The sequence below is a fragment of the Pseudomonas sp. B21-010 genome (assembly GCF_024749325.1).
GTDB lineage: Bacteria > Pseudomonadota > Gammaproteobacteria > Pseudomonadales > Pseudomonadaceae > Aquipseudomonas > Aquipseudomonas kilonensis.
The window spans coordinates 2,600,608-2,625,013 of record NZ_CP087198.1; the positions used below are offsets into that span (position 1 = coordinate 2,600,608).

At 60.4% G+C, this 24,406-nt stretch carries 21 protein-coding genes; 15 read left to right on the plus strand and 6 right to left on the minus strand.

Annotated elements, in window-relative coordinates; all coding sequences use genetic code 11:
• Positions 1-18: 18 nt before the first annotated feature.
• The 12 genes from LOY50_RS11575 (at position 19) to LOY50_RS11630 (ending at position 12,744) form a co-directional block, all read left to right on the plus strand.
• Positions 19-1,221 carry an MFS transporter gene (locus LOY50_RS11575; RefSeq protein WP_258690907.1) on the plus strand — a complete coding sequence of 401 codons (1,203 nt, stop codon included), beginning with the start codon at positions 19-21 and terminating at the stop codon, positions 1,219-1,221.
• Between the two features lie 48 nt (positions 1,222-1,269).
• Positions 1,270-2,307 carry an aromatic ring-hydroxylating dioxygenase subunit alpha gene (locus LOY50_RS11580; RefSeq protein ID WP_253473653.1) on the plus strand — a complete coding sequence of 346 codons (1,038 nt, stop codon included), beginning with the start codon at positions 1,270-1,272 and terminating at the stop codon, positions 2,305-2,307.
• Complete coding sequence (locus LOY50_RS11585) at positions 2,307-3,257, plus strand: PDR/VanB family oxidoreductase (RefSeq protein WP_258690908.1); 951 nt, start codon at positions 2,307-2,309, stop codon at positions 3,255-3,257. The genes LOY50_RS11580 and LOY50_RS11585 overlap by 1 nt, the downstream gene beginning before the upstream one ends.
• Positions 3,258-3,320: 63 nt before the next feature.
• Positions 3,321-3,893: a cupin domain-containing protein gene (locus LOY50_RS11590; RefSeq protein WP_258690909.1), complete on the plus strand. Its 573-nt coding sequence runs from the start codon at positions 3,321-3,323 to the stop codon at positions 3,891-3,893.
• Positions 3,890-4,882 (plus strand): fumarylacetoacetate hydrolase family protein, encoded by a 993-nt coding sequence (locus LOY50_RS11595; RefSeq protein WP_258690910.1) that lies wholly within the window; start codon positions 3,890-3,892, stop codon positions 4,880-4,882. Before LOY50_RS11590 ends, LOY50_RS11595 begins: the two co-directional genes overlap by 4 nt.
• Positions 4,873-5,880, plus strand: coding sequence for an NAD-dependent epimerase/dehydratase family protein (locus LOY50_RS11600; protein WP_258690911.1), 1,008 nt, complete (start codon positions 4,873-4,875; stop codon positions 5,878-5,880). Before LOY50_RS11595 ends, LOY50_RS11600 begins: the two co-directional genes overlap by 10 nt.
• Positions 5,867-6,652, plus strand: a complete 786-nt coding sequence (locus LOY50_RS11605; protein ID WP_018600389.1) for a cyclase family protein — start codon at positions 5,867-5,869, stop codon at positions 6,650-6,652. The genes LOY50_RS11600 and LOY50_RS11605 overlap by 14 nt, the downstream gene beginning before the upstream one ends.
• Complete coding sequence (locus LOY50_RS11610) at positions 6,649-7,563, plus strand: LysR family transcriptional regulator (protein WP_258690912.1); 915 nt, start codon at positions 6,649-6,651, stop codon at positions 7,561-7,563. The genes LOY50_RS11605 and LOY50_RS11610 overlap by 4 nt, the downstream gene beginning before the upstream one ends.
• Positions 7,564-7,662: 99 nt before the next feature.
• Positions 7,663-8,673 (plus strand): ornithine cyclodeaminase family protein, encoded by a 1,011-nt coding sequence (locus tag LOY50_RS11615; protein WP_258690913.1) that lies wholly within the window; start codon positions 7,663-7,665, stop codon positions 8,671-8,673.
• Positions 8,674-8,701: 28 nt separating this feature from the next.
• Positions 8,702-9,718: a dihydrodipicolinate synthase family protein gene (locus LOY50_RS11620; protein ID WP_258690914.1), complete on the plus strand. Its 1,017-nt coding sequence runs from the start codon at positions 8,702-8,704 to the stop codon at positions 9,716-9,718.
• A gap of 16 nt (positions 9,719-9,734) precedes the next feature.
• Positions 9,735-11,204, plus strand: coding sequence for an NAD-dependent succinate-semialdehyde dehydrogenase (locus LOY50_RS11625; RefSeq protein WP_258690915.1), 1,470 nt, complete (start codon positions 9,735-9,737; stop codon positions 11,202-11,204).
• A gap of 406 nt (positions 11,205-11,610) precedes the next feature.
• On the plus strand, positions 11,611-12,744 hold the full coding sequence (locus LOY50_RS11630) for an FAD-dependent oxidoreductase (protein WP_258690916.1): 1,134 nt from the start codon (positions 11,611-11,613) through the stop codon (positions 12,742-12,744).
• An 81-nt stretch (positions 12,745-12,825) separates the two neighbouring features.
• Here LOY50_RS11630 and LOY50_RS11635 read toward each other — a convergent pair whose 3' ends face one another.
• Both LOY50_RS11635 and LOY50_RS11640 read right to left on the minus strand, forming a co-directional pair.
• On the minus strand, positions 12,826-13,560 hold the full coding sequence (locus tag LOY50_RS11635; RefSeq protein WP_258690917.1) for an EthD domain-containing protein: 735 nt from the start codon (positions 13,558-13,560) through the stop codon (positions 12,826-12,828).
• A gap of 266 nt (positions 13,561-13,826) precedes the next feature.
• Positions 13,827-14,069, minus strand: coding sequence for a hypothetical protein (locus LOY50_RS11640; protein WP_253473682.1), 243 nt, complete (start codon positions 14,067-14,069; stop codon positions 13,827-13,829).
• Between the two features lie 636 nt (positions 14,070-14,705).
• Here LOY50_RS11640 and LOY50_RS11645 point away from each other — a divergent pair.
• Together LOY50_RS11645 and LOY50_RS11650 are read left to right on the plus strand one after the other, a co-directional pair.
• A complete protein-coding gene (locus LOY50_RS11645; protein ID WP_408980863.1) occupies positions 14,706-15,722 on the plus strand; it encodes a substrate-binding domain-containing protein in 1,017 nt (338 codons plus the stop codon).
• Entirely contained in the window at positions 15,710-18,733 is a 3,024-nt protein-coding gene (locus tag LOY50_RS11650; RefSeq protein ID WP_258690918.1) for an EAL domain-containing protein, read from the plus strand. Before LOY50_RS11645 ends, LOY50_RS11650 begins: the two co-directional genes overlap by 13 nt.
• A gap of 46 nt (positions 18,734-18,779) precedes the next feature.
• Here LOY50_RS11650 and LOY50_RS11655 read toward each other — a convergent pair whose 3' ends face one another.
• The 4 genes from LOY50_RS11655 to LOY50_RS11670 all read right to left on the minus strand — a co-directional run bounded on the left by LOY50_RS11655 (position 18,780) and on the right by LOY50_RS11670 (position 22,389).
• Positions 18,780-19,268 carry a hypothetical protein gene (locus LOY50_RS11655; RefSeq protein ID WP_253473688.1) on the minus strand — a complete coding sequence of 163 codons (489 nt, stop codon included), beginning with the start codon at positions 19,266-19,268 and terminating at the stop codon, positions 18,780-18,782.
• Between the two features lie 190 nt (positions 19,269-19,458).
• Positions 19,459-20,259, minus strand: coding sequence for an autoinducer binding domain-containing protein (locus LOY50_RS11660; protein WP_258690919.1), 801 nt, complete (start codon positions 20,257-20,259; stop codon positions 19,459-19,461).
• Between the two features lie 79 nt (positions 20,260-20,338).
• Positions 20,339-20,923, minus strand: coding sequence for an aminodeoxychorismate/anthranilate synthase component II (locus LOY50_RS11665; RefSeq protein ID WP_253473690.1), 585 nt, complete (start codon positions 20,921-20,923; stop codon positions 20,339-20,341).
• On the minus strand, positions 20,920-22,389 hold the full coding sequence (locus tag LOY50_RS11670) for an anthranilate synthase component I family protein (RefSeq protein ID WP_253473692.1): 1,470 nt from the start codon (positions 22,387-22,389) through the stop codon (positions 20,920-20,922). Before LOY50_RS11670 ends, LOY50_RS11665 begins: the two co-directional genes overlap by 4 nt.
• 657 nt (positions 22,390-23,046) lie before the next feature.
• On the opposite strand from LOY50_RS11670, the gene LOY50_RS11675 reads away from it, so the two are divergent.
• Positions 23,047-24,399, plus strand: coding sequence for a phenylacetate--CoA ligase family protein (locus LOY50_RS11675; RefSeq protein ID WP_003200644.1), 1,353 nt, complete (start codon positions 23,047-23,049; stop codon positions 24,397-24,399).
• Positions 24,400-24,406 lie beyond the last annotated feature (7 nt).

Here is a 24,406-nt window from a genome sequence, read left to right on the forward strand (position 1 = left end):
AACCCGCGGAGGTGCACGATGAGCGTTGAGCGCCAGGCAGGTTTGCCACAGTCGTTGTTGCTGCTACTCGGCAGTTGCCTGCCGGTGCTCGGTGCGGTGCTGCTGGCTCCCATCCTGCCGCGTATGCAGGAGCACTTCGCCGACACGCCGGGTGTGGCCGTGCTGGTGCCCATTGCCCTGACGCTACCGGCATTGATGATTGCGCTGTTGGCACCCGTGGCCGGGATCATCGCCGACCGACTGGGGCGCAAGCCGTTGCTGATCGGTGCGATGTTTCTCTACACCGTCTGTGGGGTGCTGCCGCTATGGCTGGAGTCGCTAGAGGTCATCGTGATCAGCCGCGCCGGCATCGGTGTGGCCGAAGCGGCGATCATGACCTGCTGCACCACGATGATGGGCGACTACTACAGCGGTGCGCGGCGTGAGCGCATGTTCGCCCTGCAAATGGTTGCGACCTCGTTGTCGGCGGCGATTTTCATTGCCGTCGGTGGTGTGCTCGGCGAGCACGGCTGGCGCACGCCGTTTGCCCTGTATGGGCTGGGGCTGGTGTTTCTGCCGCTGATGGTCTGGTTGCTGTGGGAGCCGCGGGCGCAGGTCGTCACCGCGACAACCGCGGCAGGCAGGGCATTCCCCTGGCGCCCCCTGGCACCGTTGTATGCCCTGGCATTCCTGGCGGGCTTGAGCCTGTTCATCGTGCCGGTACAAGTCGGTTACCTGCTCAACCTGCTGCATGTCGAAGGTTCGCAGCAGATCGGCATGACCATGGGCGCCAGTCAGTTTGGCGTCCTGGTCGGCGCCCTGAGTTTTCGTCTGTTGCGTGGTGTCCCTGCGCACCGGCAGATGCTCCTGGCCTTCGTCGCGGCCGGTATCGGTGGCGCTCTGCTGGCGGTGGCCAACAGTCATGGGCTGGTGGTGATCGCCGTCCTGGTCAACGGCCTGGGCATCGGTCTGATGATGCCGACCCTGCTCACCTGGATCATGAGCCAGGTCGACTTCCAGCAACGCGGCCGCGCCGCCGGCGGCTTCACGGCGATGTTCTTTGCCGGTGAGTTCGCCAGCCCGCTGGTGGTGCTGGCGATCACCGGGGGAATGATCAGCGCTTTGCCCTCCGCACTGGGAATCGTCGCGGGCGTTCAACTCTTGGTGGCCCTGGCCTGCATTCGGTTGCGTGGCCGCAGGTCAGCTTTTCCCGCTGCGGTGGCCGCAGACGCTGATCGCTGATCTGCCCATTCGACGCTTCATCAAAATAAGAAAACCGAGGAGAACATCATGAGCTATTTGCTCAACACCTGGTACATCGCTGGATGGGCTGACGAGCTGGAGCAAGGTGGGATGCTTGGCAGAACCATCGTCGAGCAACCCATCGTGTTCTTTCGCAATAGCCAGGGGGCGATCCAGGCGCTCGCCGATCGTTGCCCGCACCGTTTTGCCCCGCTGCACATGGGCAAGATTGTCGGCGACAGCGTTCAGTGTCCGTACCACGGCTTGCGTTTCGATGGCAGTGGCCAATGTACGCACAACCCCCATGGCGATGGGAGTATCCCCAAGGCTGCCTGTGTCCGCGCGTTCGCGGTTGCTGAGCGCCATGGCGCGATCTGGGTCTGGCCTGGCGATCCGAGCTTGGCCAACGATGCGCTGATTCCTGATTTCTCCTTCTTCGAGCAGGCGCCAACCGATGCCAAAGGCCATGGGTATTTGCCTACGCGCGCGCACTACGAGCTACTGGCCGACAACATCATGGACTTGAGCCACGTTGATTTCCTGCACCCCGATACGCTCGGTGGCGGGGCGTTGTCACGCACCCGCGCCACCATCGAGGAGTTGCCCAACGATCGCGTGCGCATCAGCTGGTGGGCGCCTGATGATGTACCGCCACCGGCTTTTGGCGCCCACCTGGAAGATCCGAGCCGGGCGGACGTCTGGGCCGAGGTCATCTGGCACGCCCCCGGCCTGATGCTGCTGGGCAGTGGTGCCACGCCTCCAGGGCGCCCCAGGGAAGAGGGGCCCGTCACGTGGAACCTGCATCTGATGACACCGCAGGACGCGACCAATACCCATTACTTCTTTGCCAACACGCGCAGTTTCGAGCAGGACAATGCGCAGCTGAATGCCTTCGTCCAGGAGATGTTGATCGGTATTTTCGCCGGTGAAGACAAGCCCATGGTCGAGGCTCAACAGCGTCAGATTGGCGAGGTCGAGCTGCTTGGCCTTAACCCGGTGCTGCTGCCAGTCGACGCTGGGGCTGTGCGTTGCCGACGTGTCCTGCGTCGGTTGATCGCCGCTGAACAGCCAATGGGTAGCCAGTGATGATCGATGTCGTTGTGACCCGCAAGCGCCCCGAAGCCGAAGGCATCTACAGCTTTGAACTGGCCCCGGCCGAGCATTCCATCCTGCCGGCTTTCAGCGCCGGCTCGCATATCGACGTGCACCTGCCCAATGGCATGGTGCGCCAGTACTCGCTGTGCAATCACCCCGAAGAACGCCACCGCTACCTGCTGGGCGTGTTGCTCGACCCGGCGTCTCGCGGCGGCTCGCAGGCCATGCACGAACACGTGCACGAAGGCAGCCGGCTGCGCATCAGCGAGCCACGCAACCTGTTCCCGCTGGAGCATGCGGCCGGGTACAGCGTGCTGTTCGCAGGCGGCATCGGCATTACGCCGATCCTCTGCATGGCCGAGCGCCTGGCGCGGATCGGCGCGCCTTTCGAGCTGCACTACTGCGGTCGCTCGGCCGGACGCATGGCCTTTATCGAGTACATCTGCCATTCGGCGTTTGCCCATTGCGTGCACGTTCATGTGGACGATGGTGAGGATGCTCAGCGTCTGGACAGTGCTCGGGTCTTGTCCGCGTCGGCGAGTGACCGTCACCTGTATGTCTGTGGCCCTACTGGCTTCATGGAGCACGTGCTCGGCACGGCGCGCGAGCGGGGCTGGGCCGAGGCGCAACTGCACCGTGAGTACTTTACCGCCGCTGTCCCGACGGGTGAGGCGGGCAGCTTCGAGGTGCAACTGGCCAGCACGGGACAGTGTCTCCAGGTGCCGGCCGCGCTCAGCGTTGCCCAGGTGCTGCTGGAGGCGGGGATCGATATTCCGTTGTCCTGCGAGCAGGGCATCTGTGGCACCTGCCTCACGCGCGTGCTGGAAGGCGAGCCGGACCATCGCGACATGTTCTTGACCGATGCCGAGCGAGCCCGCAACGACCAGTTCACGCCCTGTTGCTCGCGTGCCAGGAGTGCGCGGCTGGTGCTCGATCTTTAAGGTTTTTCCATGAATCCATTTTTACCTGCTGCTGTGCTTCGCCAATTGATTGAGGAGTCGAACATGCAACAACTTCCTGGTTTCAAACGCGTGGTCACCGGGCACGATGCCCAGGGCCAGGCGGTGGTCGCGCTCAGCGGCCCGACGCCCAACAGCTTCGCGCTCAAGGCCGTACCCGGCACGGTCTTCCATGAGATCTGGAACAGTGGCGCCAGCCCGGCCGTGCTGGACAACGGCGACGACCCCACCTGCAAACCGCTTCAGTTGAGTCCTGCACCGCTGGGCAGTGTCATCCGCGTGGTGGATATTCCGCCTGACAGCGTGCAGAACCAGGTCAGCGCCGAGGATGCGGCGGCGGCCTTCGCCGAAATAGGCCAGGCCCATGCCGGCACGGGGCAGGCTGATTCCAGGCACAAGCTGATGCACCGCACCGAAACCCTCGATTACGGTGTGGTCACCGAGGGTGAGGTCTGGCTGGTGCTCGATGGCGAAGAGGTGCATCTCAAACGCGGTGACATCGTCGTGCAGCGCGGCACCAACCACGCCTGGAGCAATCGCACCGAGCAGATGGCCCGCATGCTCTTCGTGCTGCTCGATGGCCGCTTCGCGCCCGGGCTGCAAGGAGAACAGGCATGAAGCTCAGTACTCTCAAGAATCACAACCGCGACGGTTGCCTGCTGGTGGTGTCCCGCGACCTGGCCTGGGCGGTGGATGCCAGTGATATTGCCGCGACGCTGCAGGATGCCATCGATCATTGGTCCAGCGTCGAGGCCGCTTTGCGCGTGCGGTATGAGGCCTTGAATGAGGGCACCCAGGCCGGTGCCTTTGCCTTCGATCCAGCGCAGGCCGCTGCACCCTTGCCGCGTGCCTGGCAGTGGTTGGATGCCTCGTCGTTCCTCAGCCACGGGGAGCGGATGCAGAAGGCGTTTGCGCTTGATCCGATCGAAGGCGTTGAACACACCCCGCTGATGTACCAGGGCTGTGGCGATGATTTCCTGGGCCCCCACGACGACATCGTTCTACCGAGTGAGGCCCACGGCATCGACTTTGAAGGCGAGTACGCGGTGTTGGTCGATGACGTGCCCATGGGCTGCTCGGCAGAACAGGCCGCCAGTCATATTCGGCTCATTCTGCAAGTCAACGATATCAGCCTGCGTGCGCTCGCCCCCCGTGAAATGAAGACCGGCTTCGGTTTTATCCAAGCCAAATCCTCGTCCAGTTTTGCCCCGGTGGCGGTCACCCCCGACGAATTGGGCGAGGCCTGGCGCGATGGGCGTGTGCACTTGCCGCTGAAGGTTGAATGGAATGGCAAGTGGTTTGGCCATGCCCATGGCGGCGCCATGCATTTCGGTTTTCATCAGTTGATTGCCCACGCGGCATTGACCCGGCGCCTCAGGGCGGGCTGCCTGATCGGTTCCGGCACCGTCTCCAATGCCGATCCCACGGTGGGCGCTGCCTGCATCGCCGAACGTCGTGCCGTGGAGATGATCGAGCAGGGCGCGCCACAGACACCCTTCATGCGCTTCGGTGATCGCGTGCGCATGGAAGTCTTCGACCCACAAGGGCAGTCGGTCTTCGGAGCGATAGACCAGCGTGTCGTGCACGGAGGCCTCCCATGCGCGTGATGATTACCGGGGCCAATGGTTTTGTCGGCCGGGCGCTGGTGAAACGATTGCTCGAAACCAATGAGTTACAAGGCCGGTCGATCAGCGCGTTGATCCTGCTGGATAAAGAGTTGGTGGGCTTTGCTGACGATAAGCGCCTGCGCCGGCATTGCGGCAGTGTGACCGACGCCGCGTTATTGCGCCGCGCGTTGGCCGATGGCATTGATGTGGTTTTTCACTTGGTCAGCGTCCCGGGTGGCGCGGCGGAGCAGCACTATTCGCTGGGCTATCAGGTCAACCTGTTGGCAAGCTTGGAATTGCTTGACCAGTTGCGCGAACAGCCGGGTCGGCCGGTGCTGGTGTATGCCAGCAGCGTGGCGGTGTACGGCGGCGATCTGCCGACCCGCATGGATGAGCGTGCGGTGCCGAGCCCGCAGCTGAGTTACGGTGCGCACAAGGTGATGGTGGAAATGGCGCTCAACGACCTTGCCCGACGAGGCGAGGTGGACGGTCGTGCCGTGCGCCTGCCCGGCATTGTCGCCCGTCCACGTGAACCCAATGGACTGCGTTCGGCGTTCATGAGCGACCTGCTGCACGCCGTCGCCGAGGGCCAGCCATATTGCTGCCCGGTCTCGCCGCAGGCGCAGGCATGGTGGATGTCCGTGCGGTGTTGCGTGGATAACCTGCTACGGGCCGCCGAACTGCCGGCTGCCGAGCTCGGTGAGTCACGCGTCTGGCAATTGCCGCTGTTGCACCTGTCCATTGCCCAGGTCATCGATGCCTTGGCCGCGGCCTATGGCCAGGAACGTCGCGGGTTGATCAGCTTCGCTCCGGATGCTGGGCTGCAAGCGTTGTTCGGCAATTTTCCAGCGATGAAAACCCCTCTGGCCCGCGCCCTTGGCTTTCGCCATGACGGCTCGGCAGCCGCCTTGATTCGTAACAGCTTGAACACGGCTACCCCGACGCGTCGTGCGCGTGGGCGGGTGGCGCTTGGAGTGAGCGAAAATGCAATCAACTAAACGCCGCCTGGTGGACCTGTCCGTTACCCTGGACAACAACCCTTACACCGATCCACCGCCGTTGCTGCCGAAAATCGACTACATGGACCATCAGCAAGGCTGGCCGGAGATGGCCGCGATGTTTCCTGGCCTGTCCAAGGCGCAACTGCCCGGCGACGAGTCCTGGGCGGCTGAGCGCCTGCAGATCACGACGCACAGCGGTACGCATATGGACGCCCCTTGGCACTACGCCTCGACCACGGACGGTGGCAAGCCGGCTTTCGGCATCGACGAACTGCCGCTGGACTGGTGCCTGCAACCGGGCGTGAAGCTGGACTTTCGTCATTTGCCGGATGGTCATGTGGTCAGTGCCGCCGAAGTGCAGGCTGAGCTGACGCGCATCGAACACGTCCTCCAGCCGTTGGACATTGTCCTGGTCAACACCCGCGCCGGGGCGCTGTTTGGCCAGCCTGGGTATCTGGATGCCGGGGTCGGCATCGGCCGCGAGGCCACGTTGTATCTGCTCGAGCGCGGCGTGCGCGTGGTCGGCACCGATGCCTGGAGCTGGGATGCGCCGTTCAAGTACACGCGCGAACGCTTCGCCGCCACGGGCGACGCCTCGATCATCTGGGAAGGGCACAAGGCCGGACGTGACATCGGCTACGGCCAGATGGAGAAACTGGCCAACCTGGAATGCCTGCCGGCCCATGGTTTCCAGGTGTCCTGTTTCCCCTACAAGATCAGGCACGCTTCGGCTGGTTTCGTCCGTGCCGTAGCGATTTTCGAGGAATGAGCGTGACTGCGGACGCTGCTTTGACGATTGTCGATCCCCGCTGGACATTGTTTGTGCGGGTCGCGGCGGCTGGAAGTCTCAGTAAAGCGGCTGTTTTACTGGATATGCCGCAGTCCATGGTCAGTCGAAACATTGCTCAGCTCGAATCGCAATGTGGCGAGCGGCTGTTTCATCGTACCGGCCGTGGGGTGCTCCTGACTGAGTTTGGAGAGCAGTTGCTGCCTTGCGTATCGAGTCTTCTCGTGGACGCCGAAGGCCTGGCCGATGACATTCGTACCCGGCGTGGAAAACCGGTGGGGGAGGTAGTCGTAGGGATGCTGCCTTCGGCGGTCCGGCGGTTTGCCGGTACGCTTTTCGCGGCGGTACAAGCACAGATGCCGGGTGTGAGATTGCACCTGATCGAGGGCGCGAGTGCGCAACTCGAAGAGCAGTTGCAGGATGGTCGTCTGGATATGGCGCTGGTCCTGCGCGAGAACGAAACCAGCATCGGCGAGGCGTATCTACTGGCCAGGCTGGCGCTGCATTTGATAGGGCCCGCCTGTGATCCGCTCCTTGCCGAGCGAGACATTGCGTTGAAGCGGCTATCCGGATTGCCACTGGTAGTCCCGGGGCGTCCCCATCTGTTAAGGGCCAGGCTCGATCATCTGGCCGCCGAACAGTGCGTGGAGTTGTGTGTTGCCGTGGAAGCCGACTCCGTCCAGCTCCAGTACGAAGTCGTCGCGGCTGGCGGAGGTTATGCGATTGCCTCTGTGCTGCCGGGCTCGCTGGATCAACGACTGATTTCATCGCGCATTATCGAGCCCGTGCTGGAGCGCTTTGTCGTGCTGGTCGAGTCGCCCCGTCGCCCCTTGACCCGTGCTTCCCGTGAAGTGCGACGGCTGATTTGCAATCTGTCCATGCCATCGATTTGAGCGATAGCTGCTTTGCATCCCCAGCAGTATTCGGTGGGGGGCGCGCCTCGTAGGGTGTCAGTCAATCAACGACTGATCCCCGATTGCGAGGTTAGCGCTATGCATCACGCCCAAGAGCCCCAAGTCATTACCCCGACGCTTTTTCTCAGCGATGCCGATGTCGCCTCGCTCGCCGACTGGAGCACAGCCGTTGCCGCGCTCGCGCAGGCGTATGCCTGCCCCACGACGGATGCCATGGTGCCGCCTCGCTCCATGGCCCGCGGCGACGGTATCTGGCTACGCAGTTTGACTGCTGTACCTCCCGCAGGCGGCCAAATGGGCTGCAAGTTGATCGCGGCGTCCATGCGGGCGCGCTGCGCCAGCTACCTGATTGCATTGTTCGACCAGCAAACCATGGCGCTCAGTGCCCTGATCGACGGCAATCGGGTGACGGGCTTGCGCACCGCTGCAACCGCTGCGCTGGCGGTTGATCTGCTGGCGCCTCAACGAGCGCTGCGGGTGGGGGTGATTGGTGCCGGGTTTGAAGCGCGTGGCGCGCTTGACTGCCTCAAGGCCGTGCGCGATGTCGCCCGTGTCCGGGTGTTCAGTCCAACGCCCGCGAGCCGCGAGCGGTTTGCCGAAAGCTTCAGGCCGGGGCTGGATATCCAAGCGGTGAACACTGCGCAAGAAGCCGTGCAGGACTGCGATGTGGTGATCTGTGCCGCACGCAGTCGTGACGAGTCTCCAGTGTTGCAAGGGGCATGGCTTTGCGCAGGCGTGACGGTCGTGTCGTTGGGTTCCACCTTGCCTGAGCAACGGGAGGTTGACCCGGTCACGATGGAGCGAGCCGTCTGCATCGTCGCGGATATGCCGCAAGAGGTACTTCACGATACCGGCGACGCCATTGCTGCGATCAGCGCCGGTGTTTATGTCGCCGACAAACTGGTCGCGCTGTCGGATCTGGTCGCGGGTCGCGTCAATCCGCGCCAGAAAGAAACCGACATCGTTCTCTACAAATCGGTTGGCTCGGCGCTGCAGGATGTCGTCATCGCACAAGCGTTGTACGAGCGCGCCAGGCAACAAGGCCTCGGCATCGAGCTGCCAGCCAGCATTGTCCCTGTCTCGAAATAACCCCTCCACTGTTCGAAGGAAAATCATCATGGCCACTTACAAAAAAGCTGATGCCCGCGCCTGGGCCCGTGAAAACCTGGTGGGCTGCTCGGCTGTCACCATCCCAAGCTTCAGTGCTGATCTGAAGCGTCTCAATGAGCGTGGCATTCGCCACGACATCGAGCATACGGTTGGACTGGGTTACAGCAGCACGTTGCTGTGCAGCGAACTGGCGATCTCTGCCCAGGATAACGCTCAATTCACCGCCTGGGCGCGTGAGTCGGGGAAAGACCTGATCCTGTTCTTCCACGCGGCTTTTGGCACGCTTGCCGAGAACATCGAGGCGGTGAAACTCGCTGAGAATGCCGGCGCCGACATCGTCCTGCTCTCCTACCCGCCGCAGTTCTGGCCGACCAGCGAGCAGGAAATCTACGACTACACCAAGTCGTTCTGCGATGCCACGGACCTGGCTGTCATGCTCTTCCCGATTCCGCTCTGGGGCTTTGAGCGCGTGCATCCGGCGGGTATGTCGTTGGAGTTGGTCCGTCGTCTTCTGGCCGATTGCCCGAATATCGCCGCCATCAAGTCCGAGCAAGGGTTTCCGTTGCCAGCGGGCATTTGCGAGATGTACTACCACTTCCGTGATCAGGTGGTGATCAGTTGCCCGATCGAAGCTGACGCAATCCCGTTGATGAGCCTGATGAAACTGCAGTTTTCCGGCACCAGCAACACCGCCTGGATGAGCGACTACTACCCGAAAGCTTTCGAACTGGCCCGCACGGGTCGCTTCGAAGAAGCGATGGAGCTGTATTGGAAGGTCAACCCGGCACGCAGTGCCAATGGCGCCGCCGCGCAAAGCTATGCCGGCGGCACCGGGGTGCTCAATCGCACGATGTGGAAATACCAGGACTGGCTTGCTGGCTTCAACGGCGGCCCGCTGCGTGCCCCGGCGATGCGCGTGCCGGATCGCCTCATGAAGTCTTTGCGCCAAGGGCTGGTTGCGGCGGGCCTGCCGGTGACTTCGGACCCGGATAGCGCGTTCATGATCGGGCGTCACCCTTGCTGATTAAGAGGATTGCAAAGTGAAGCATTTACTTAAGGATCCGACGCTGTGGCGCACGGGTGCCTACATCGCCGGCGAGTGGCTGAACGAGACGCCGCACGGTCGGTACACGCTGCGTAATCCGGTGGATCAAGCGGTGCTGGCCGAGTTGCCACGCTGCCGCGAAACTGAAGTTCGGCACGCCATCGATGCCGCGCATGCGGCCTTCGGTCCATGGCGACGCTTGACGGCTAAACGCCGGGGCGAGGTGTTGCGCCGTTGGTATGAGTTGATGGTTGAGCATCGGGAGGATATCGCCACGCTGATTACCCTGGAGGAGGGCAAGCCGCTGGAGGAGGCGCGGGGCGAGGTCGATTACGCTGCGTCGTTTGTGCGCTGGTTTTCCGAAGAAGCCACGCGGGTGCGCGGTGATTTGATTCCCGGCGTAAAGGACACTCAGCGCATTGTGGTACTGCGCGAACCCATCGGCGTTTGCGCCGCGATCACGCCCTGGAACTTCCCCGCGGCCATGATCACGCGCAAGGCCGCTCCGGCGCTGGCGGCGGGCTGCACGATGGTCGTGAAACCGGCCAGCCAGACGCCCATGACCGCCCTGGCCCTCGCTGAACTTGCGCAGCGCGCGGGTGTGCCGGCTGGTGTGTTCAGTGTGATCACGGGGAATGACACCCGAGACATTGCCGGTGAACTCACGGCCAACCCGTTGGTGCGCAAACTCACCTTCACCGGGTCCACGGAAGTGGGCCGGCTGCTGTTGGCGCAAGCGGCGCAGACGGTCAAGAAATGCTCCATGGAGCTGGGCGGCAACGCGCCGTTCATTGTCTTCGACGATGCCGATCTTGATGCGGCAGCCGATGGGGTGATGTTGGCCAAGTTTCGCAATGGTGGGCAATCCTGCATCGGCGCGAACCGGGTGCTGGTGCAGTCAGGGGTCTATGACGCACTGGCCGAACGTATCGTCGAGCGCATGGCGCGCTTGAAGGTGGGCAATGGTCTGGAGCCGGGTGTACAGGTCGGGCCGTTGATCGATGACGCAGCGGTAGGAAAATCCCAGGCCCTTGTTGATGATGCACTGGCGCAAGGTGCTCGACTGCTGTCCGGCGGCAAGCCTCATGCGCTGGGTGGGTGTTTCTTCCAGCCCACCTTGTTGGCTGATGTGACTCATGAAATGCGGGTCGCTCGCGAAGAGATCTTCGGCCCGGTCATGCCACTGGTGCGTTTCGACAGTGACGACGAAGCCATTGCCATGGCCAATGACAGCGAGTTTGGCTTGGCGGCGTATCTGTACAGCCGTGACGCGGCCCGCATCTGGCGCAATGCCGCTCGCATCGAATCGGGCATGGTGGGCATCAACTGTGGCTTGATTTCAAATGAAGTCGCACCTTTCGGCGGCGTGAAGCAGAGCGGTCTGGGGCGAGAGGGATCTCACCTGGGGATCGACGAGTTCCTTGAGGTGAAATACCTCTGCTGGGATGGCCTGGAAAGCGTGTGAACCGCTATCGCGAGCAAGCTCGCTCCCACATGGGTTTGTGGGTGTTCACCGCACCTGGACACAACACAAAAACCTGTGGGAGCGAGCTTGCTCGCGAAGGCGTCGGCACATCCAACATCACCGCCAACTGACTCTCGGCTTTCGCGAGCAGGCTCGCTCCCACAAGGGGACTGCGGGTTTTCAGCAGCCGAGCAGGCATACCCTCTGACACCCATCACCTCCTGCGATACCTCGGATTGTGGAAAGCGATTTCAGCGCTGATAGTCAATTCGATAGTCTCGTCGTTGATCCGGCATTTCGGTCGGAACTTCATGAGTCTGCGGCATTGAGTCGATAGCGCTGCAGAGCCCGTCGGTGTGCCATGCGATGTCAGCCCGATTGAAATAAGAATAATTAGGAGAGCGTGATGATTGCAGCAGTCAATAAGGTCCTGGTAATCGGAGGCGGGTTCTCCGGTATGACCGCGGCTATCCAGCTCGCCCGCCAGGGCGTCGAAGTGGACCTGGTCGAGATCGATCCTCTGTGGTGTCCCCTGGGGGCCGGTATTACGCTCAGCGGGCCGACGTTGCGAGCGCTTGATACGGTCGGGATTCTTGAACGAGTGGCCGCAGAAGGGTATCTATCGACCAATTTCGATGTGTTTTCACCGGTTGGCGAACTGATCGTGCAGTTGGCGCTTCGACCGCCGGTCAGCGATAAACCGATTCCCTGTGGCGGCGGCATCCTGCGCCCGGTACTGGCTCGCATTTTTGCCGACAAGACGCGGGAAGTAGGCACCCACGTGCGCCTGGGCATAACGTTTGACAGCATCATCGAGCATGCCGATGGCGTTGAAGTGTCTTTCACTGACGGCACCTCCGGGCGCTACGATCTGGTCATCGCCGCCGACGGTGTGCATTCGCGGATGCGAAAGGAGTTTTTCCCGGAGGCGCCCTCGCCAAAACCCATTCACCAGAGTGTCTGGCGCGCGGTGTTGCAGCGTCCGCAGGAAATCGTACGGCCCAGTCATTGGCTGGGGCGCACCAAGGTCGGCGTCAATCCGATTTCCGAAACGCATATGTACATGTTCCTCATGGAAAATCGCGAGTTTTCCGAGTGGATCGATCCGGCCAGTTGGCCAGGCGAAATGGCGCGTCTGCTGGGTGAGTTTCCCGCCCCGATCCTGCAAACGCTTGTGCCGCAACTGTTCGAGCCGGGTGCCAATATCGACTACCGCCCGCTGGCCAATCTGTTGGTGCCGTTGCCATGGCATAAGGGTCGCGTCGTGATGATTGGGGACACGGTGCATGCCACCACGCCCCATCTGGCTTCCGGGGCTGGGATTGGCATCGAGAGTGCCATCGTGCTTGCTGAAGAACTGTTCGCCGACAGCGATCTACAGGCTGCCCTGAGCCGGTTCGAAGCGCGGCGTTGGGAGCGTTGCCAACTGGTGGTCGAGAACTCTGCACGGCTGTGCGAGATAGAAAAAAGTGCGGGTGACAAGGATGAGCATGCCCAGATCATGCGAGAGTCCACTGCTACGTTGGCTGAACCTATCTGAGTGATTCAGCCCCTTCGGCTGGATGCCCTTGAATCACTTCAGCATCCAGTTCGAAGAGGGGTTAATTAACTCATTAAATGTTTACTGGCCCAGATCGAAAATGACGACCTCCTTGACGTATACGAAAAAAGATTCCGACGGTAGCAAGACCCCTACGTCAGACAGCTGCTGGAACAGTGCTCGCTGATACTGACGAAAAACAGAAAGATCGGCTTCATTTTCAAACCACAGGCTGGAAGTGCCTTCGTATACCGCGATGTCTGGCCCGAAATAGGACGTCACTCGGTCGCCCTCGGGGAGGTATCTGGAGCGAGCGTGCCGACGTAGCACCTTTTGGAAGTCCGGGTATTGATTGGCAACTGTGTCGTGAGCTGAATCCCAGGCGGTGAAAAAGGCCTCCAGTTGCACCGTTGGGTTCTTCTTCAGGAAGACGATCGCCTTCCATTTTGAGGGGGCGGCACCGGTATTGGAAATCTCGACTTCATCCATCAGCTGAGCGGCCTGTTTAGACAGGTCGGCGAAGTTTTTTGCATCAGGCCCAACAGTTTGTTGGGTATAGGGATCACTGAAGGTGTGAATCAAACCTGACATGTCATCAAAAAATAATTCGGTGACGGAGTCCCGGTGAAATGTTTGTGTGTAGGTGTTATCAGCGTCAACGCCGAAAGCTGAGTCGATGACATGATTTTGCACGTATCGTTTGACGCCTAAGGGTTTAGCCCGGGCGATTTCTCCATGCTGGTGTTCTATATAGTTCAAGAACTCAGCATGCGTCATGCCGGGTTTGCGGCGTACGGCAGCTAGCATTTTAATCATGGGGCGCTCGCGTCTGGTTGGGGTTGATGACATTGGTCTTATCTTTCTAAACATCGAATGCGCTTTTGCAGGCGGTATTCACCATGGTGATGTTTTAGAAACAAGATAAGACCAACGTTGTCCTCCAAACCAATCAGGGTTTCTGCTAGCAGGTATCACGTAAGAACATGCTTGATGCGTCTTTACCTGGCTGAGGCCTCTGCCAATGCTGTGCGGATAAGCCCGGCGCCTTCCTCTGCCGGACCCGTCCGGCGAAAAACATATTGCTAAGGCTGGACTTCGGTCTTGGTGGAGACAATTTTGCCGTATTTTTCTGCTGGCGGTGTCTCATGGACCACCAGCATACGTTCTTTGCGACACTTGAACTTCACCCCTTTGCGCGGCGCCATGACTCTGGCCGTCTCCATGCACATTGCCTTGGAAGCAAAAGTTGGCCCTGGTTGTCGTTCATCGACACAGCCTTCGAAGCCACTGCAGATCGTCATCACAACAAAATAAACAGTCATCATCTCGGTGTTGCTCCATTGAGTGATGCGATTGATTACTTCCTGTAGTCCAGGTCGGCGGCCTAAACGTTTTGCGGGGGGTGCTTGCGGATGATGAGCTTCGATTTGAACCCCCAGCAATGGCACATTGGTACCGTGCGTCGGGAAACCGTCACTGTATTAGTTTATTTTTGTTTGCCTGGTTTTTCTGCCAATAAGTTGGCGTCATGCGGGCTGAAATGGACGCTTTGAGGAACCGTTCGGGATAGCCTGCAGGCACCGATATTCGGGCGTTAAAAAGGAAAAGGGTGGGATAAAGGAAAATGCCGCTCAGTCAAGAAACGAACCCTGTGGAACGGGCTCGCTCCCGCTGGAAATTCCCTTTACCCACAAAGAACCTGATGGCAGCAGAACCGACTATCCTTTCGGAACACTGCATTCTTGGCAAAAAGGGATGTCATGCCAGACATTGATCGCGCAACCGGCCCCGGACACGGCATCACATGCGGTGATCGAACCTGTTCGATTGGGCCCAGGTTTCCAAGATCCTCGTTACTCCGGATGGCTTCAATAACGGTTTCCTGTCTTTTCATGGCAACTTGCGCATACAGCCAGGACCTGCCAACCGCAGCGGGGCTCGAAAACACCAGGGTCACGGTGATGCAAGCGCAGGACGTCGTTGCCAGGGCCACCCTTGGCGCCGTGCGCTGGAGCGGCCCGGTATCCGGCCCGCAAGCCCAGCGGGGCAAGAGCGTCGCGCTTGTCGCAGAAGATTTGCGTAACGGAGGCATTGTCGGTGTCGCGCAGGGCGCCCGGGAGGCCGCCAATGCATTGGGCTGGACGCTGAAGATATACGATGGTGCCGGCTCATCGGCCGGGCGCGCAAAGGCGTTCTCCGATGCCCTGGCAGCGAAGCCCGACGGCCTTATCCTGTGTGGCTCCGATGCCCTTGAGAACAAGGCGGCGCTGCTGCTCTTCGCCAACAAGGAGGTACCGGTGGTTGGCTGGCACGCCGGGGCAAGCCCGGGGCCGATTGACGGCACGTCGGTGGCGATGAACGTCACGACCGACCCGCTTGAAGTGGCGCGCCTCACGGCCATGGCGGCAGTGGCGCAGTCCAATGGACGCGCCGGCGTGGTCATCCTGACCGACTCCAAGTACAGCATCGCCATGGCGAAAGCCAAGGCCATGGAAGACGTCATTCGGGCCTGTCATGAATGTACGTTGCTGGAGGTGCGCGATGTGGCGATCTCCGAAAGTGGCGAGAAGATGCCGGCGATCACCAAAGAATTGCTTCAGCGTTATGGCAAACGCTGGACCCATACGTTGGCCATCAACGACATCTATTTCGACTACTCGATTGCCTCGCTGACCAGCGCTGCCATACCCAGTGACGGCATTAGTCTGTTGTCTGCCGGTGACGGCAGCGCTTCGGCTTTCTTGCGCATACAGGCAAAAACCTACCAGACCGTGACTGTGGCCGAGCCGCTCAACCAGCATGGCTGGCAAGTGATGGATGAATTGAACCGGTTGTTTGCAGGTCAGCCAGTGAGCGGCTTCGTCGCGCCGATTCACTTGGTCAATAACGACAATATCGCCTTCGATGGCGGGAAAAAATTCCAGTACGATCCTGACAATGGCTATCGAGACATCTATCGCCACCAATGGAACCCCTGACGTTGGACATGACTTCCCGGTTTGGACGCCAGCTATTGCCCCAATCGCTGCGCGCACAATTCACCCTGGCGTTCCTGACGCTGGCGCTGCTGATCCTGGCAGGCGGTGCTACGGCGGTCTACGCGCTGCGCACCTCAAACAGCGCTACTCGACAGCTGACGGATGAACGACTGGTCCGCATGCAAAATGGGCAAGACATGGTGCAGCGCACCTTGCTGATCGAACGCCAGACCGACCAGCTTCTGACAACCCGTTCCCCGGACATCCTGCATTCAAGCTATGCGACGACCGTCGAACAGCTTGAAGCCCTCGATCAACTGGTGCAGCAACTGACTGCCGCAAACAGTGGCGTGGCGATACTCGACATGCATCAGTCGAGTCAGATGTTCCGCAATACCGCCAACATCGTTGCGCAACTGCGAGAAAGCCTGCTGCAAACCGAGGTCACCTTCGCGCAGGCCCTGGAGAATCGCACCGCCCGATTAACGGCGACCAAGACCCGGGCCAATCTGGAACTGGCGGTGCTGCTTTTCGATCTGCCGCAGGCGGTTGACAGTGAGGCCGTTAAACGGCTGCGGGCCCGATATGAGCGCCTGCCAGGCACCGCAGGCGCGTTATCCGACGCGGATGTGCAGACGCCGGATCTCTTCTCCCTGCGCCAGACGCTCATCAATCAACATGACGTCCTGCAGCGCTTCAACGAGCAACTCAAGAATGAGGCCGGGGTCCTGGTCGCGGTCGCCCGTACGCAATCGAACGCCTACACCCAAGACTATCGTGAAGCGGTACAGCGCCTGGTCGAGGCCTCGAATCGCAGCCAGCAATGGGTATTGATCATGTTGGGCGCCAGCCTGGTGTTCGCCTGGTTCGTGACCCGGGTTTTCATGGGCCGCCATGTGCTCGTGCGCCTGAATGAAATTAGCCGGCAATTGCGTCAGGAACACACGGACAAAACGCATTTGATGATGGCCGACCATGGGAAGGACGAGATCGGCAACATGGCGCGGGCGGTGAATCAATTTTTCGAAGACCGACTTCAACTGGAGAAAAAAACCGCTCAATTGAGCATCGCTACAGAGCGGCTCGCCGTGCAAAACGATCGATTGGAACAAGAAGCGATCATCCGCACCGGACAAGGTCATGTCCTGGAACTGATCGCCAGGAGCACCGAGCTTGCAGAAGTCCTCGATAGCCTGGCGCACCTGGTCGAGTCCCAACTGGAGGGCATGAAGGTCTCCATCCTGCTGCTGGATGAGGAGGGCAAACACCTGCTGCACGGGACTGCACCTAGTTTGCCGAAAGCCTATAGCCAGCTCATCGACGGAATTGAAATCGGTCCGAGCGTCGGTTCATGTGGCACCTCGGCCTATCGACGAGAGCCGGTCATCGTCACGGACATCGAGCAGGATCCGCTGTGGGAAGCGTACCGTTCACTCGTTGCGCCCTATGGGTTTCGCGCCTGCTGGTCGACGCCGATCCTGTCCCATGAGCGAAAGGTCTTGGGTACGTTTGCCTTGTATGCCAACACCGTACGCAGCCCCACCGCGGCCGAGACGCAACTGATCGACATGGCGACACCGCTTGCCGGCATTGCGATAGAACGCCAACTGACCGAAAAGCGCATTCGCTTTATGGGCGACCATGACGCCCTGACCGGGCTGCCGAATCGCACGCTGCTCGAAGACCGCCTCAAGCAGGCGATGCTATATGCCCAGCGCTACGACCGGCTGGTGACAGTGGTGTTTCTCGACCTGGACAAATTCAAACTGGTGAATGACAGCCTTGGGCACAGCGCCGGGGACGAACTGCTGAAAACCGTCGCCCAGCGCATGCAGGGGTGTGTACGGCGTACCGACACCGTCGTGCGACTGGGTGGCGACGAGTTTGTGATCATCCTGTTCGACCAGCCCTCGGACCTGGACGGCGTGACACCCGTCCTGCACAAAATCCAGGAAGCCATCCTGCGGCCGATTCAACTGAGCGGCCATACGCTCCACGTCACCTGCAGCATGGGACTGGCCACTTACCCTGCCGACGGCACTGATACCGACACGTTGCTCAGCAATGCGGACGCCGCCATGTACCGGGCCAAGGAGCTGGGACGCAACAGCTTCCAGTTCTATACGAGCGAGATGAATAACAAGGTCCAAGGCAAGCTCGCCATGCAAGACGGGTTGCGAAGCGCACTCAACAATGACGAGTTCCTGCTGTTGTACCAGCCACAGGTGGATTTGCAGTCAGGCCAGATCATCGGCGTGGAGGCATTGATCCGCTGGCAGCATCCCGAGCTCGGCATGGTCTCTCCCGTCAAATTCATATCCCAGGCCGAAGAGACCGGGTTGATCGTGCCCATCGGCGACTGGGTGATCCATACCGCCTGCAGACAGAACAAGGCGTGGCAGGATGCCGGCTGGCCGCCGATCACCATGTCGGTGAACATCTCGGCTCGCCAGTTCGTCGAAAGGGACCTGATCGACCGGATCATGCATGCCTTGCAGGAATCCGCGCTGGACCCGATGTACTTTGAGCTGGAGCTGACCGAAAGCCTGATCATGCAAGATCTTCAGCAAGCCATCAGCAAAATGAAGGCCCTGCAAGCCATGGGGATCAGCCTCTCGATTGACGACTTCGGCACCGGCTATTCCAGTCTCGCCGCATTGAAAAGCTTCCCGATCGCGAGGCTCAAGATCGATCAGTCTTTCGTGCGCGATCTACCCAACAACGAGAACGACAAAGCCATTGCCACCGCTGTGATTTCGTTGGGGCACAAGCTGAACCTCAAGGTCATTGCCGAAGGTGTCGAAACCGAGGAGCAGCAAACCTTCCTGCGTGAAAACGGCTGCGATGAAATCCAGGGGCACTTTTTCAGCAAGGCGGTCAGTGCGGAGGAAATCAGCCGGTTACTGCGTACGTCCGGAGTGTCTGAACCAAGTCGCCTTGCCAGTCCAGGTTCGGTCAGGCAAAAAAAACGCGATGTAAAACGCCCGAGCGGTCCAATGTCCGGGCATTGATGACTCTGCCTTTCTGTATTTCCGGGGGAGAGGGTATCGCCGGATCTCAGGAAGCATCCTGCTCATAGCTGCAACCCACGTAGAGATCGCTGGCCTTGTCTTCCGTGGAGACCACTCGCAGGGTAGCGCCGTTACCGAGGCTGCGCTGATAGTCAACGTAGCCGTCGGTATCCAGGGTCTTTTTCAATTTCAGGGTGCTGGCGAGCTTCTCTGCATCGGCCTTCGGGCTGCTGCTTTTGGCCTGGAGAAAGAAGCTGAAGCGGTCGGTCATCACCAGGGTGGTCGACGACACGCCGTGCACCGTCAACGCCGGGGTGGCTTGCCAGGCGCCACCGCCCCACGGGCTGTGCGCTTCATCCTTGGAGAGCGTCAGTTGCTCGGCATCAACCAGGTCGTTGAACTCGCCCACCTGCTGTGCATTGGCCTGGCACTGCGCCAGGGCCTTGAACAAATCGCTGTGGCTCGAGCCAGCGGCCGAAACAGCAAAGGTGGACAGGCACCCGGCCAGGGCGACGAGACCAAGAGAGATTTTCATGCCGACATCCTTGTTTCAGTTGAATAACAGGTGATGGATACCCGAGGTCAATGGCTGCAGGCTTCGGGAATGAACGTGCTGCCCGGCTGTACACGGGCCTGCGCTGCAGGTGGGGAGCTTGCCATTGCTGACTTGAATATGCCATCAGGTTATCCCTGAGGATGGACTGTCGTAGAAACCATTTTTGTGCTCATTTCTGGCACCGGTAAGTCGGCGAGATAACGGTCGGCATGACCAGCCCACAGGCCACCGCAGCACTGACGGCCTGCTGGCGGTTTACCGACCCCAGCTTGCGTCGGGCATTGAGCAGGTGGAAGTCGATGGTGCGTTCGGAGCAGGTCAGGATGTGGCTGATCTCCCAGGTGGTCTTGCCTTCGCTGGCCCAGTACAGGCAGTCCATTTCCTTGGGCGTCAGGTCCTGGCGCGGTTGGGCAGGCCGTTGCAATTGATGTCGTATCCCGGCGAGCAGGTAGGGAATGAGCATGAACAGTTGATAGACGGCGGGGTTGGAAAACCCTTTCTGTTCGGTGTTCTGTGTGTCGTCGAAGGCCACGCTCAAGGTTCCCCTGAGCATTTCGTAGCGCAGCGGAATACTCACGCCGCTGCGCAGGCCGTGTTGCTCGCGTTGCTCCCAGAAGTGCCGGGAGCGTCCCCGGGCGCGCCGTCGCTCGCTGTCCCAGAAAAGCGGCACCAGCTCGCGTCGACAGTGCCTGAGTATCGGGTCGATCTCGATCAACCCGTCACAACGGTAGTGTTCCAGCCAGCGTTTGGGAAAGGTGGTGATGAGGCCGGCCAGAGGGTCGGTATCCCTCGGCGCTGCCGGCCCCAGGCTGATGAGGTAGCTGCCGAAGCCGAGTTGGCGCAGCACTTTGTTCAGCAGGCGCTCCCAATCGCAACGGTTGGCATCCTTGGCGAGGCTCGTGAAGGCGGTCAGCGTAGCGGCACGCTCTGCCTGGGTCCGGCTGCAGGCGGGGGAGTGGTGTTTGTCCATAAACGGATCGCTCTAGTTGTCGCAGGAATGAAGCAGTCGCAGTACGGGAAAGAAGGGGCGCATGCCCCTTCCGGGTGGATCACTTGTGCACGTGACACCGGATGAAACTGCGGAACAGGTCCAGGCCGTTTTCGGTGAGGATGCTTTCAGGGTGGAACTGCACACCCTCCACCGGCAGGTGGCGATGGCGCACGCCCATGACATAGCCGTCGTCCGTGGATCTGGACGTGATCTCCAGGCAGTCGGGTAACGGCTGCTCGCTGATCATCAACGAGTGGTAGCGGGTCGCCCGAATCGCATGTGCCTGGGTGTGGTCATAGACGCCCTTGCCGTCGTTCTGGATGGTGCTCACCTTGCCGTGCATCACGTGCGGGGCCCGGCAAACCTGGGCACCGAAGGCCAGGCCGATGGCCTGGTGACCCAGGCACACCCCCAACAGCGGCAGGCGCCCCTGAAAGTGCCTGATCACTTCGATGTAGCCCACATCGGCCGGATGCCCAGGCCCAGGGCCCAGTACGCAGAAATCCGGCGAGAACGCTTCAATGCGCTGGATGAGGTCCGGTACGTCGTGACGCTCGACGTGGGTTTCCAGCCCCAGTTGTTCCAGGTATTGGCTGATGATGAAGACGAAGCTGTCATAGGCGTCGATCAAGAATACTTTCACAGTGCGATCTCCTGGCCGGTCACTGCCCGATAGACGGAACCCATCTTGTACAGCGTCTCTTTCCACTCAAGCTCTGGCACCGAATCGGCCACCACTCCGGCGGATGCACGCAAGTGGTACGTACCCTCGTCGAAGACCGTCGAGCGAATGCACAACGCGGTGTTGACGCTGCCATCGAAACCGACCAGGCCAAGGGCTCCGGCATAAATGCCCCGGCGGTTGCTTTCCATCCCTTCGATCAGCTCCATCGCCCTGACTTTGGGGGCGCCGGACATGGTGCCCGCGGGGAACGAGGCCTTGATCACGTCGTAGGCATCCAGGCCCGGGCGCAGCAAGCCGCGAACGTTCGACACCATGTGGTAGAGGTGCGAGTACTCTTCCACGAGCATGAACTCATCGACCTCCAGCGAGCCGGCCTGGCACACGCGACCGATATCGTTGCGACACAGGTCGATGAGCATCAGGTGTTCGGCGCGCTCCTTTTCGGAGCGGGTCAGCTCCAGGACCAACTGAGTCGGATCGACGCCAGGCTTCTTGCCCACGGTGCCGGCGATCGGGCGCATCTCGATCAAGTCATCCTTGATCCTGACGAACAGCTCCGGACTGGCGCCGATCAGGTCGATGCCGCCTACGTGGGCCAGGTACATGTAGGGGGAAGGGTTGCGCAGGCGCAGGTTCTGGTACACATCGAACGGTGAAACCTGCGAGCGGATGCGAATCTCATGACCGAGCTGGATCTGGTAGACGTCGCCGGCGCGGATGTGCTCCATCGCCACTTCGACACGCTCGACGAATTGCTCCGGGGTCACCGTGCGCTCTTCCTCGAAGCCCTCGGGGTACGGTAGCGGAGCCAGCGCCTCGGCGGCCGGGGTTGTGCTCAGGAAGGGGTAGTCCTCCAACGTACGGGGCGCCCAGAGTTCGTGGTTGTTGATCAGGGTTTCGACGATGCCATTGCTGTGGAAATAAACCAGCGTCTGATAGACCGACAGGGCAATGAGCGGGTAGTCGTAGGTCTGCTTGGCCAGATCGGGAAGCCGCTCGATCAGGCGAACGCAGTCGTAGGCGAAATAGCCGAAGAAGGCCAGGCTGGAAGGGGCATTGGACGCAGGCTGGAACGTTGCCTGGATCGCCCGGAGCAGGTTCCACGCCGCCTCGCTGTCGGGCAGATGGATCTTGTGTTCCTGGTCGACCTGCATGCCCGCTTGCCGCAGGCTGGCGGACAAATGTTCACACAGGGCGGCGCAGCCTCGCAGTTGGGCCTGGCCCTCATTGATACACACTTCGAAAAGCGGTTCGAGCCCGACGATCGTCGCCCGGCGATCACGGCTTGGGCCGGACAGTGATTCAAGAATGAAAACAGACTCGCGACCCAGTTGTTCCAGTGCATTTGCATATATGCCAAGTGCATCCGTAGGTCGACGTTCTTCGCGGCGAAGAACATTCACGCCAATTAGATTTTTATTCACGGTTAATACCATATTCAAGGTGTAACGATTCAGGCGCTCGATTAAGAGAGCGCCACGGGAATATAAAGCGCGCAGGCACTTTAAATACGTGTTGACGGATATTCTGAATAGACGGGGCGGACGCTGTTCATGTCGCGCGCACTAAAAAGCTTGCAATGGATTGCAGCCAATTGTTGCGCAGGGCACAAGGCGCGAGCGCCTTCGATTTCAGAGGGGAAAGATCAGGACGTTGCTGGCAAGCAGCAGACAGGCTCCGGTCTTCGCTAGATTAGCGACGCCAGATATTGCTTTTGAAGATGGCCAGAATGGCCCGGGAACAGCTGTCGGGATAGCTGTGGGAGGAACTGATAGCAGAAAGGTGATAGTACATTTTTAGACATCCCAGTCTTGGCTAAGCACTGCGGGAATAATTGGCAGTGCGGCGAAATTACCAGCGTGCCCTGGGGCTGTCAACTGCTGAGGGGATATTAATATTTCATTCATTTCTGAATGTCGACGAGGCGAAGAGCTATCCCTACGCGTATGTAACCGCGCGTGCTTTTAACAAGAAACTCGTGCGCGCACAACTGCGAGATAGCGCAGCTGGGTATTTGTAAGTTCTGTTACTAACGTAGCGGCCGTTGAGTTCCAGTAACCCATCAAACCTGAGCGGCTGAAATGAAAGAGCATTTAGAGACATTCAAGAAGCGGTACGATCCGATTCATCATGCCTATTGGACCGACGTCCTCAGCGACACCGAGCTGGCGGCCTGGCACCAGGCACAGTTGCGGGAAGTGGTCGGCCACGTGAAGCGGTCCTCGCCGTTTTATTCCAGGCACCTTGCCCAGGTCGACGAGCGTTCGCTGACCTTGGATGACCTCGCCACCTTGCCCTTCACGACCAAGGATGATCTGCGCGAAGCAGGCTTCGACATCTTGTCCGGCCCGCTGGAAGACAGCATCTTCTATTACGAGACCACGGGGACCACCGGGCCCGCCACGCCATGCCCGCGGGACCGCAAGGAGAGCTACGCGAGCAATCGCCAACTGGCCATGGCCTACCAGGCCGTGATCGAAAAGCATTTCCCGGGCGAAAAGACCGTGGTCGGCATCATGGGACCTACCGAGGTCCATTCCTTCGGTGACACCCTGGGCGATGTCTGCACCCAGCTCGACCTGTGCAACGCCAAGATCTGGCCGCACTCACCGGTGATCGGTTGGCCCAAGGCACTGCAACTGCTCAAGGACCTGCGGATCGGCGTGCTCGCATCGGCGCCGGGGCTGCTGCTGGCCATGGCCAAGGAAGCCGAGCGCCAAGGCTTGAACCCACGCGAGGACTTCGCCCTGCGCGCGTTCATGATGAGCGGCGAGCTGTGCACCCCTGCATTGAAGAACAACCTCTACAGCCTGTGGGGCGCGCAGGCCTACAACAGCCTGTATGGCTCCCAGGAAGCGATGATCATCGCGGCCTGCAACGCCAACGACCAGTTGGTGCCGCATCGCCTCAACTACATCATCGAGGTGCTCGATCCCAAGTCCGGGGAAAGCCTGGGCTGCACCGGCGACGGTGAGTTGTGCGTGACCATGCTGATCCCGGGCAGCAAGCCGCTGATTCGCTACCGCACGGGTGACCTGGTCTCGATCCAGTCGCGCCCCGGCTATCCGCAATCGATGCGCCAGACCGTCAAGGTCGTCGGTCGGGTGAAGGATGCCGTGCAACTGAACGATCGCGCCTTCTCGGCCGCACAGATCGAGCAGGCGCTGCTTGAAGGCGTCGAACAATGCCTTGGCTACCAGATCATCCTCAGTCGCGCCAATGATCGCGACACCGTCATCGCCAAGCTGGAAATGTCGCGCTTCTTCGAAGGCGATCGTGGACGCCTGGTGCTGCTGATCAAGGAGCGCCTGCGCGAACGGCTGGGGGTCGATGCCACGGTCATGGTGGTGGGCGATCTGGCCGAGCATGTGAACCTTGGCAGTTGGTTCAGCTGGAAAGAAGCGCGCATCGTCGATCAGCGTCAAGGCCAGTGAGGTCAGC

Coding starts and splice junctions, on each gene's coding strand:
- LOY50_RS11575 (WP_258690907.1), top strand. CDS start 19: ATGAGCGTTGAGCGCCAGGCAGGTTTGCCACAGTCGTTGTTGCTGCTA.
- LOY50_RS11580 (WP_253473653.1), top strand. CDS start 1,270: ATGAGCTATTTGCTCAACACCTGGTACATCGCTGGATGGGCTGACGAG.
- LOY50_RS11585 (WP_258690908.1), top strand. CDS start 2,307: ATGATCGATGTCGTTGTGACCCGCAAGCGCCCCGAAGCCGAAGGCATC.
- LOY50_RS11590 (WP_258690909.1), top strand. CDS start 3,321: ATGCAACAACTTCCTGGTTTCAAACGCGTGGTCACCGGGCACGATGCC.
- LOY50_RS11595 (WP_258690910.1), top strand. CDS start 3,890: ATGAAGCTCAGTACTCTCAAGAATCACAACCGCGACGGTTGCCTGCTG.
- LOY50_RS11600 (WP_258690911.1), top strand. CDS start 4,873: ATGCGCGTGATGATTACCGGGGCCAATGGTTTTGTCGGCCGGGCGCTG.
- LOY50_RS11605 (WP_018600389.1), top strand. CDS start 5,867: ATGCAATCAACTAAACGCCGCCTGGTGGACCTGTCCGTTACCCTGGAC.
- LOY50_RS11610 (WP_258690912.1), top strand. CDS start 6,649: ATGAGCGTGACTGCGGACGCTGCTTTGACGATTGTCGATCCCCGCTGG.
- LOY50_RS11615 (WP_258690913.1), top strand. CDS start 7,663: ATGCATCACGCCCAAGAGCCCCAAGTCATTACCCCGACGCTTTTTCTC.
- LOY50_RS11620 (WP_258690914.1), top strand. CDS start 8,702: ATGGCCACTTACAAAAAAGCTGATGCCCGCGCCTGGGCCCGTGAAAAC.
- LOY50_RS11630 (WP_258690916.1), top strand. CDS start 11,611: ATGATTGCAGCAGTCAATAAGGTCCTGGTAATCGGAGGCGGGTTCTCC.
- LOY50_RS11635 (WP_258690917.1), bottom strand. CDS start 13,560: ATGATTAAAATGCTAGCTGCCGTACGCCGCAAACCCGGCATGACGCAT.
- LOY50_RS11640 (WP_253473682.1), bottom strand. CDS start 14,069: ATGATGACTGTTTATTTTGTTGTGATGACGATCTGCAGTGGCTTCGAA.
- LOY50_RS11645 (WP_408980863.1), top strand. CDS start 14,706: ATGCAAGCGCAGGACGTCGTTGCCAGGGCCACCCTTGGCGCCGTGCGC.
- LOY50_RS11650 (WP_258690918.1), top strand. CDS start 15,710: ATGGAACCCCTGACGTTGGACATGACTTCCCGGTTTGGACGCCAGCTA.
- LOY50_RS11655 (WP_253473688.1), bottom strand. CDS start 19,268: ATGAAAATCTCTCTTGGTCTCGTCGCCCTGGCCGGGTGCCTGTCCACC.
- LOY50_RS11660 (WP_258690919.1), bottom strand. CDS start 20,259: ATGGACAAACACCACTCCCCCGCCTGCAGCCGGACCCAGGCAGAGCGT.
- LOY50_RS11675 (WP_003200644.1), top strand. CDS start 23,047: ATGAAAGAGCATTTAGAGACATTCAAGAAGCGGTACGATCCGATTCAT.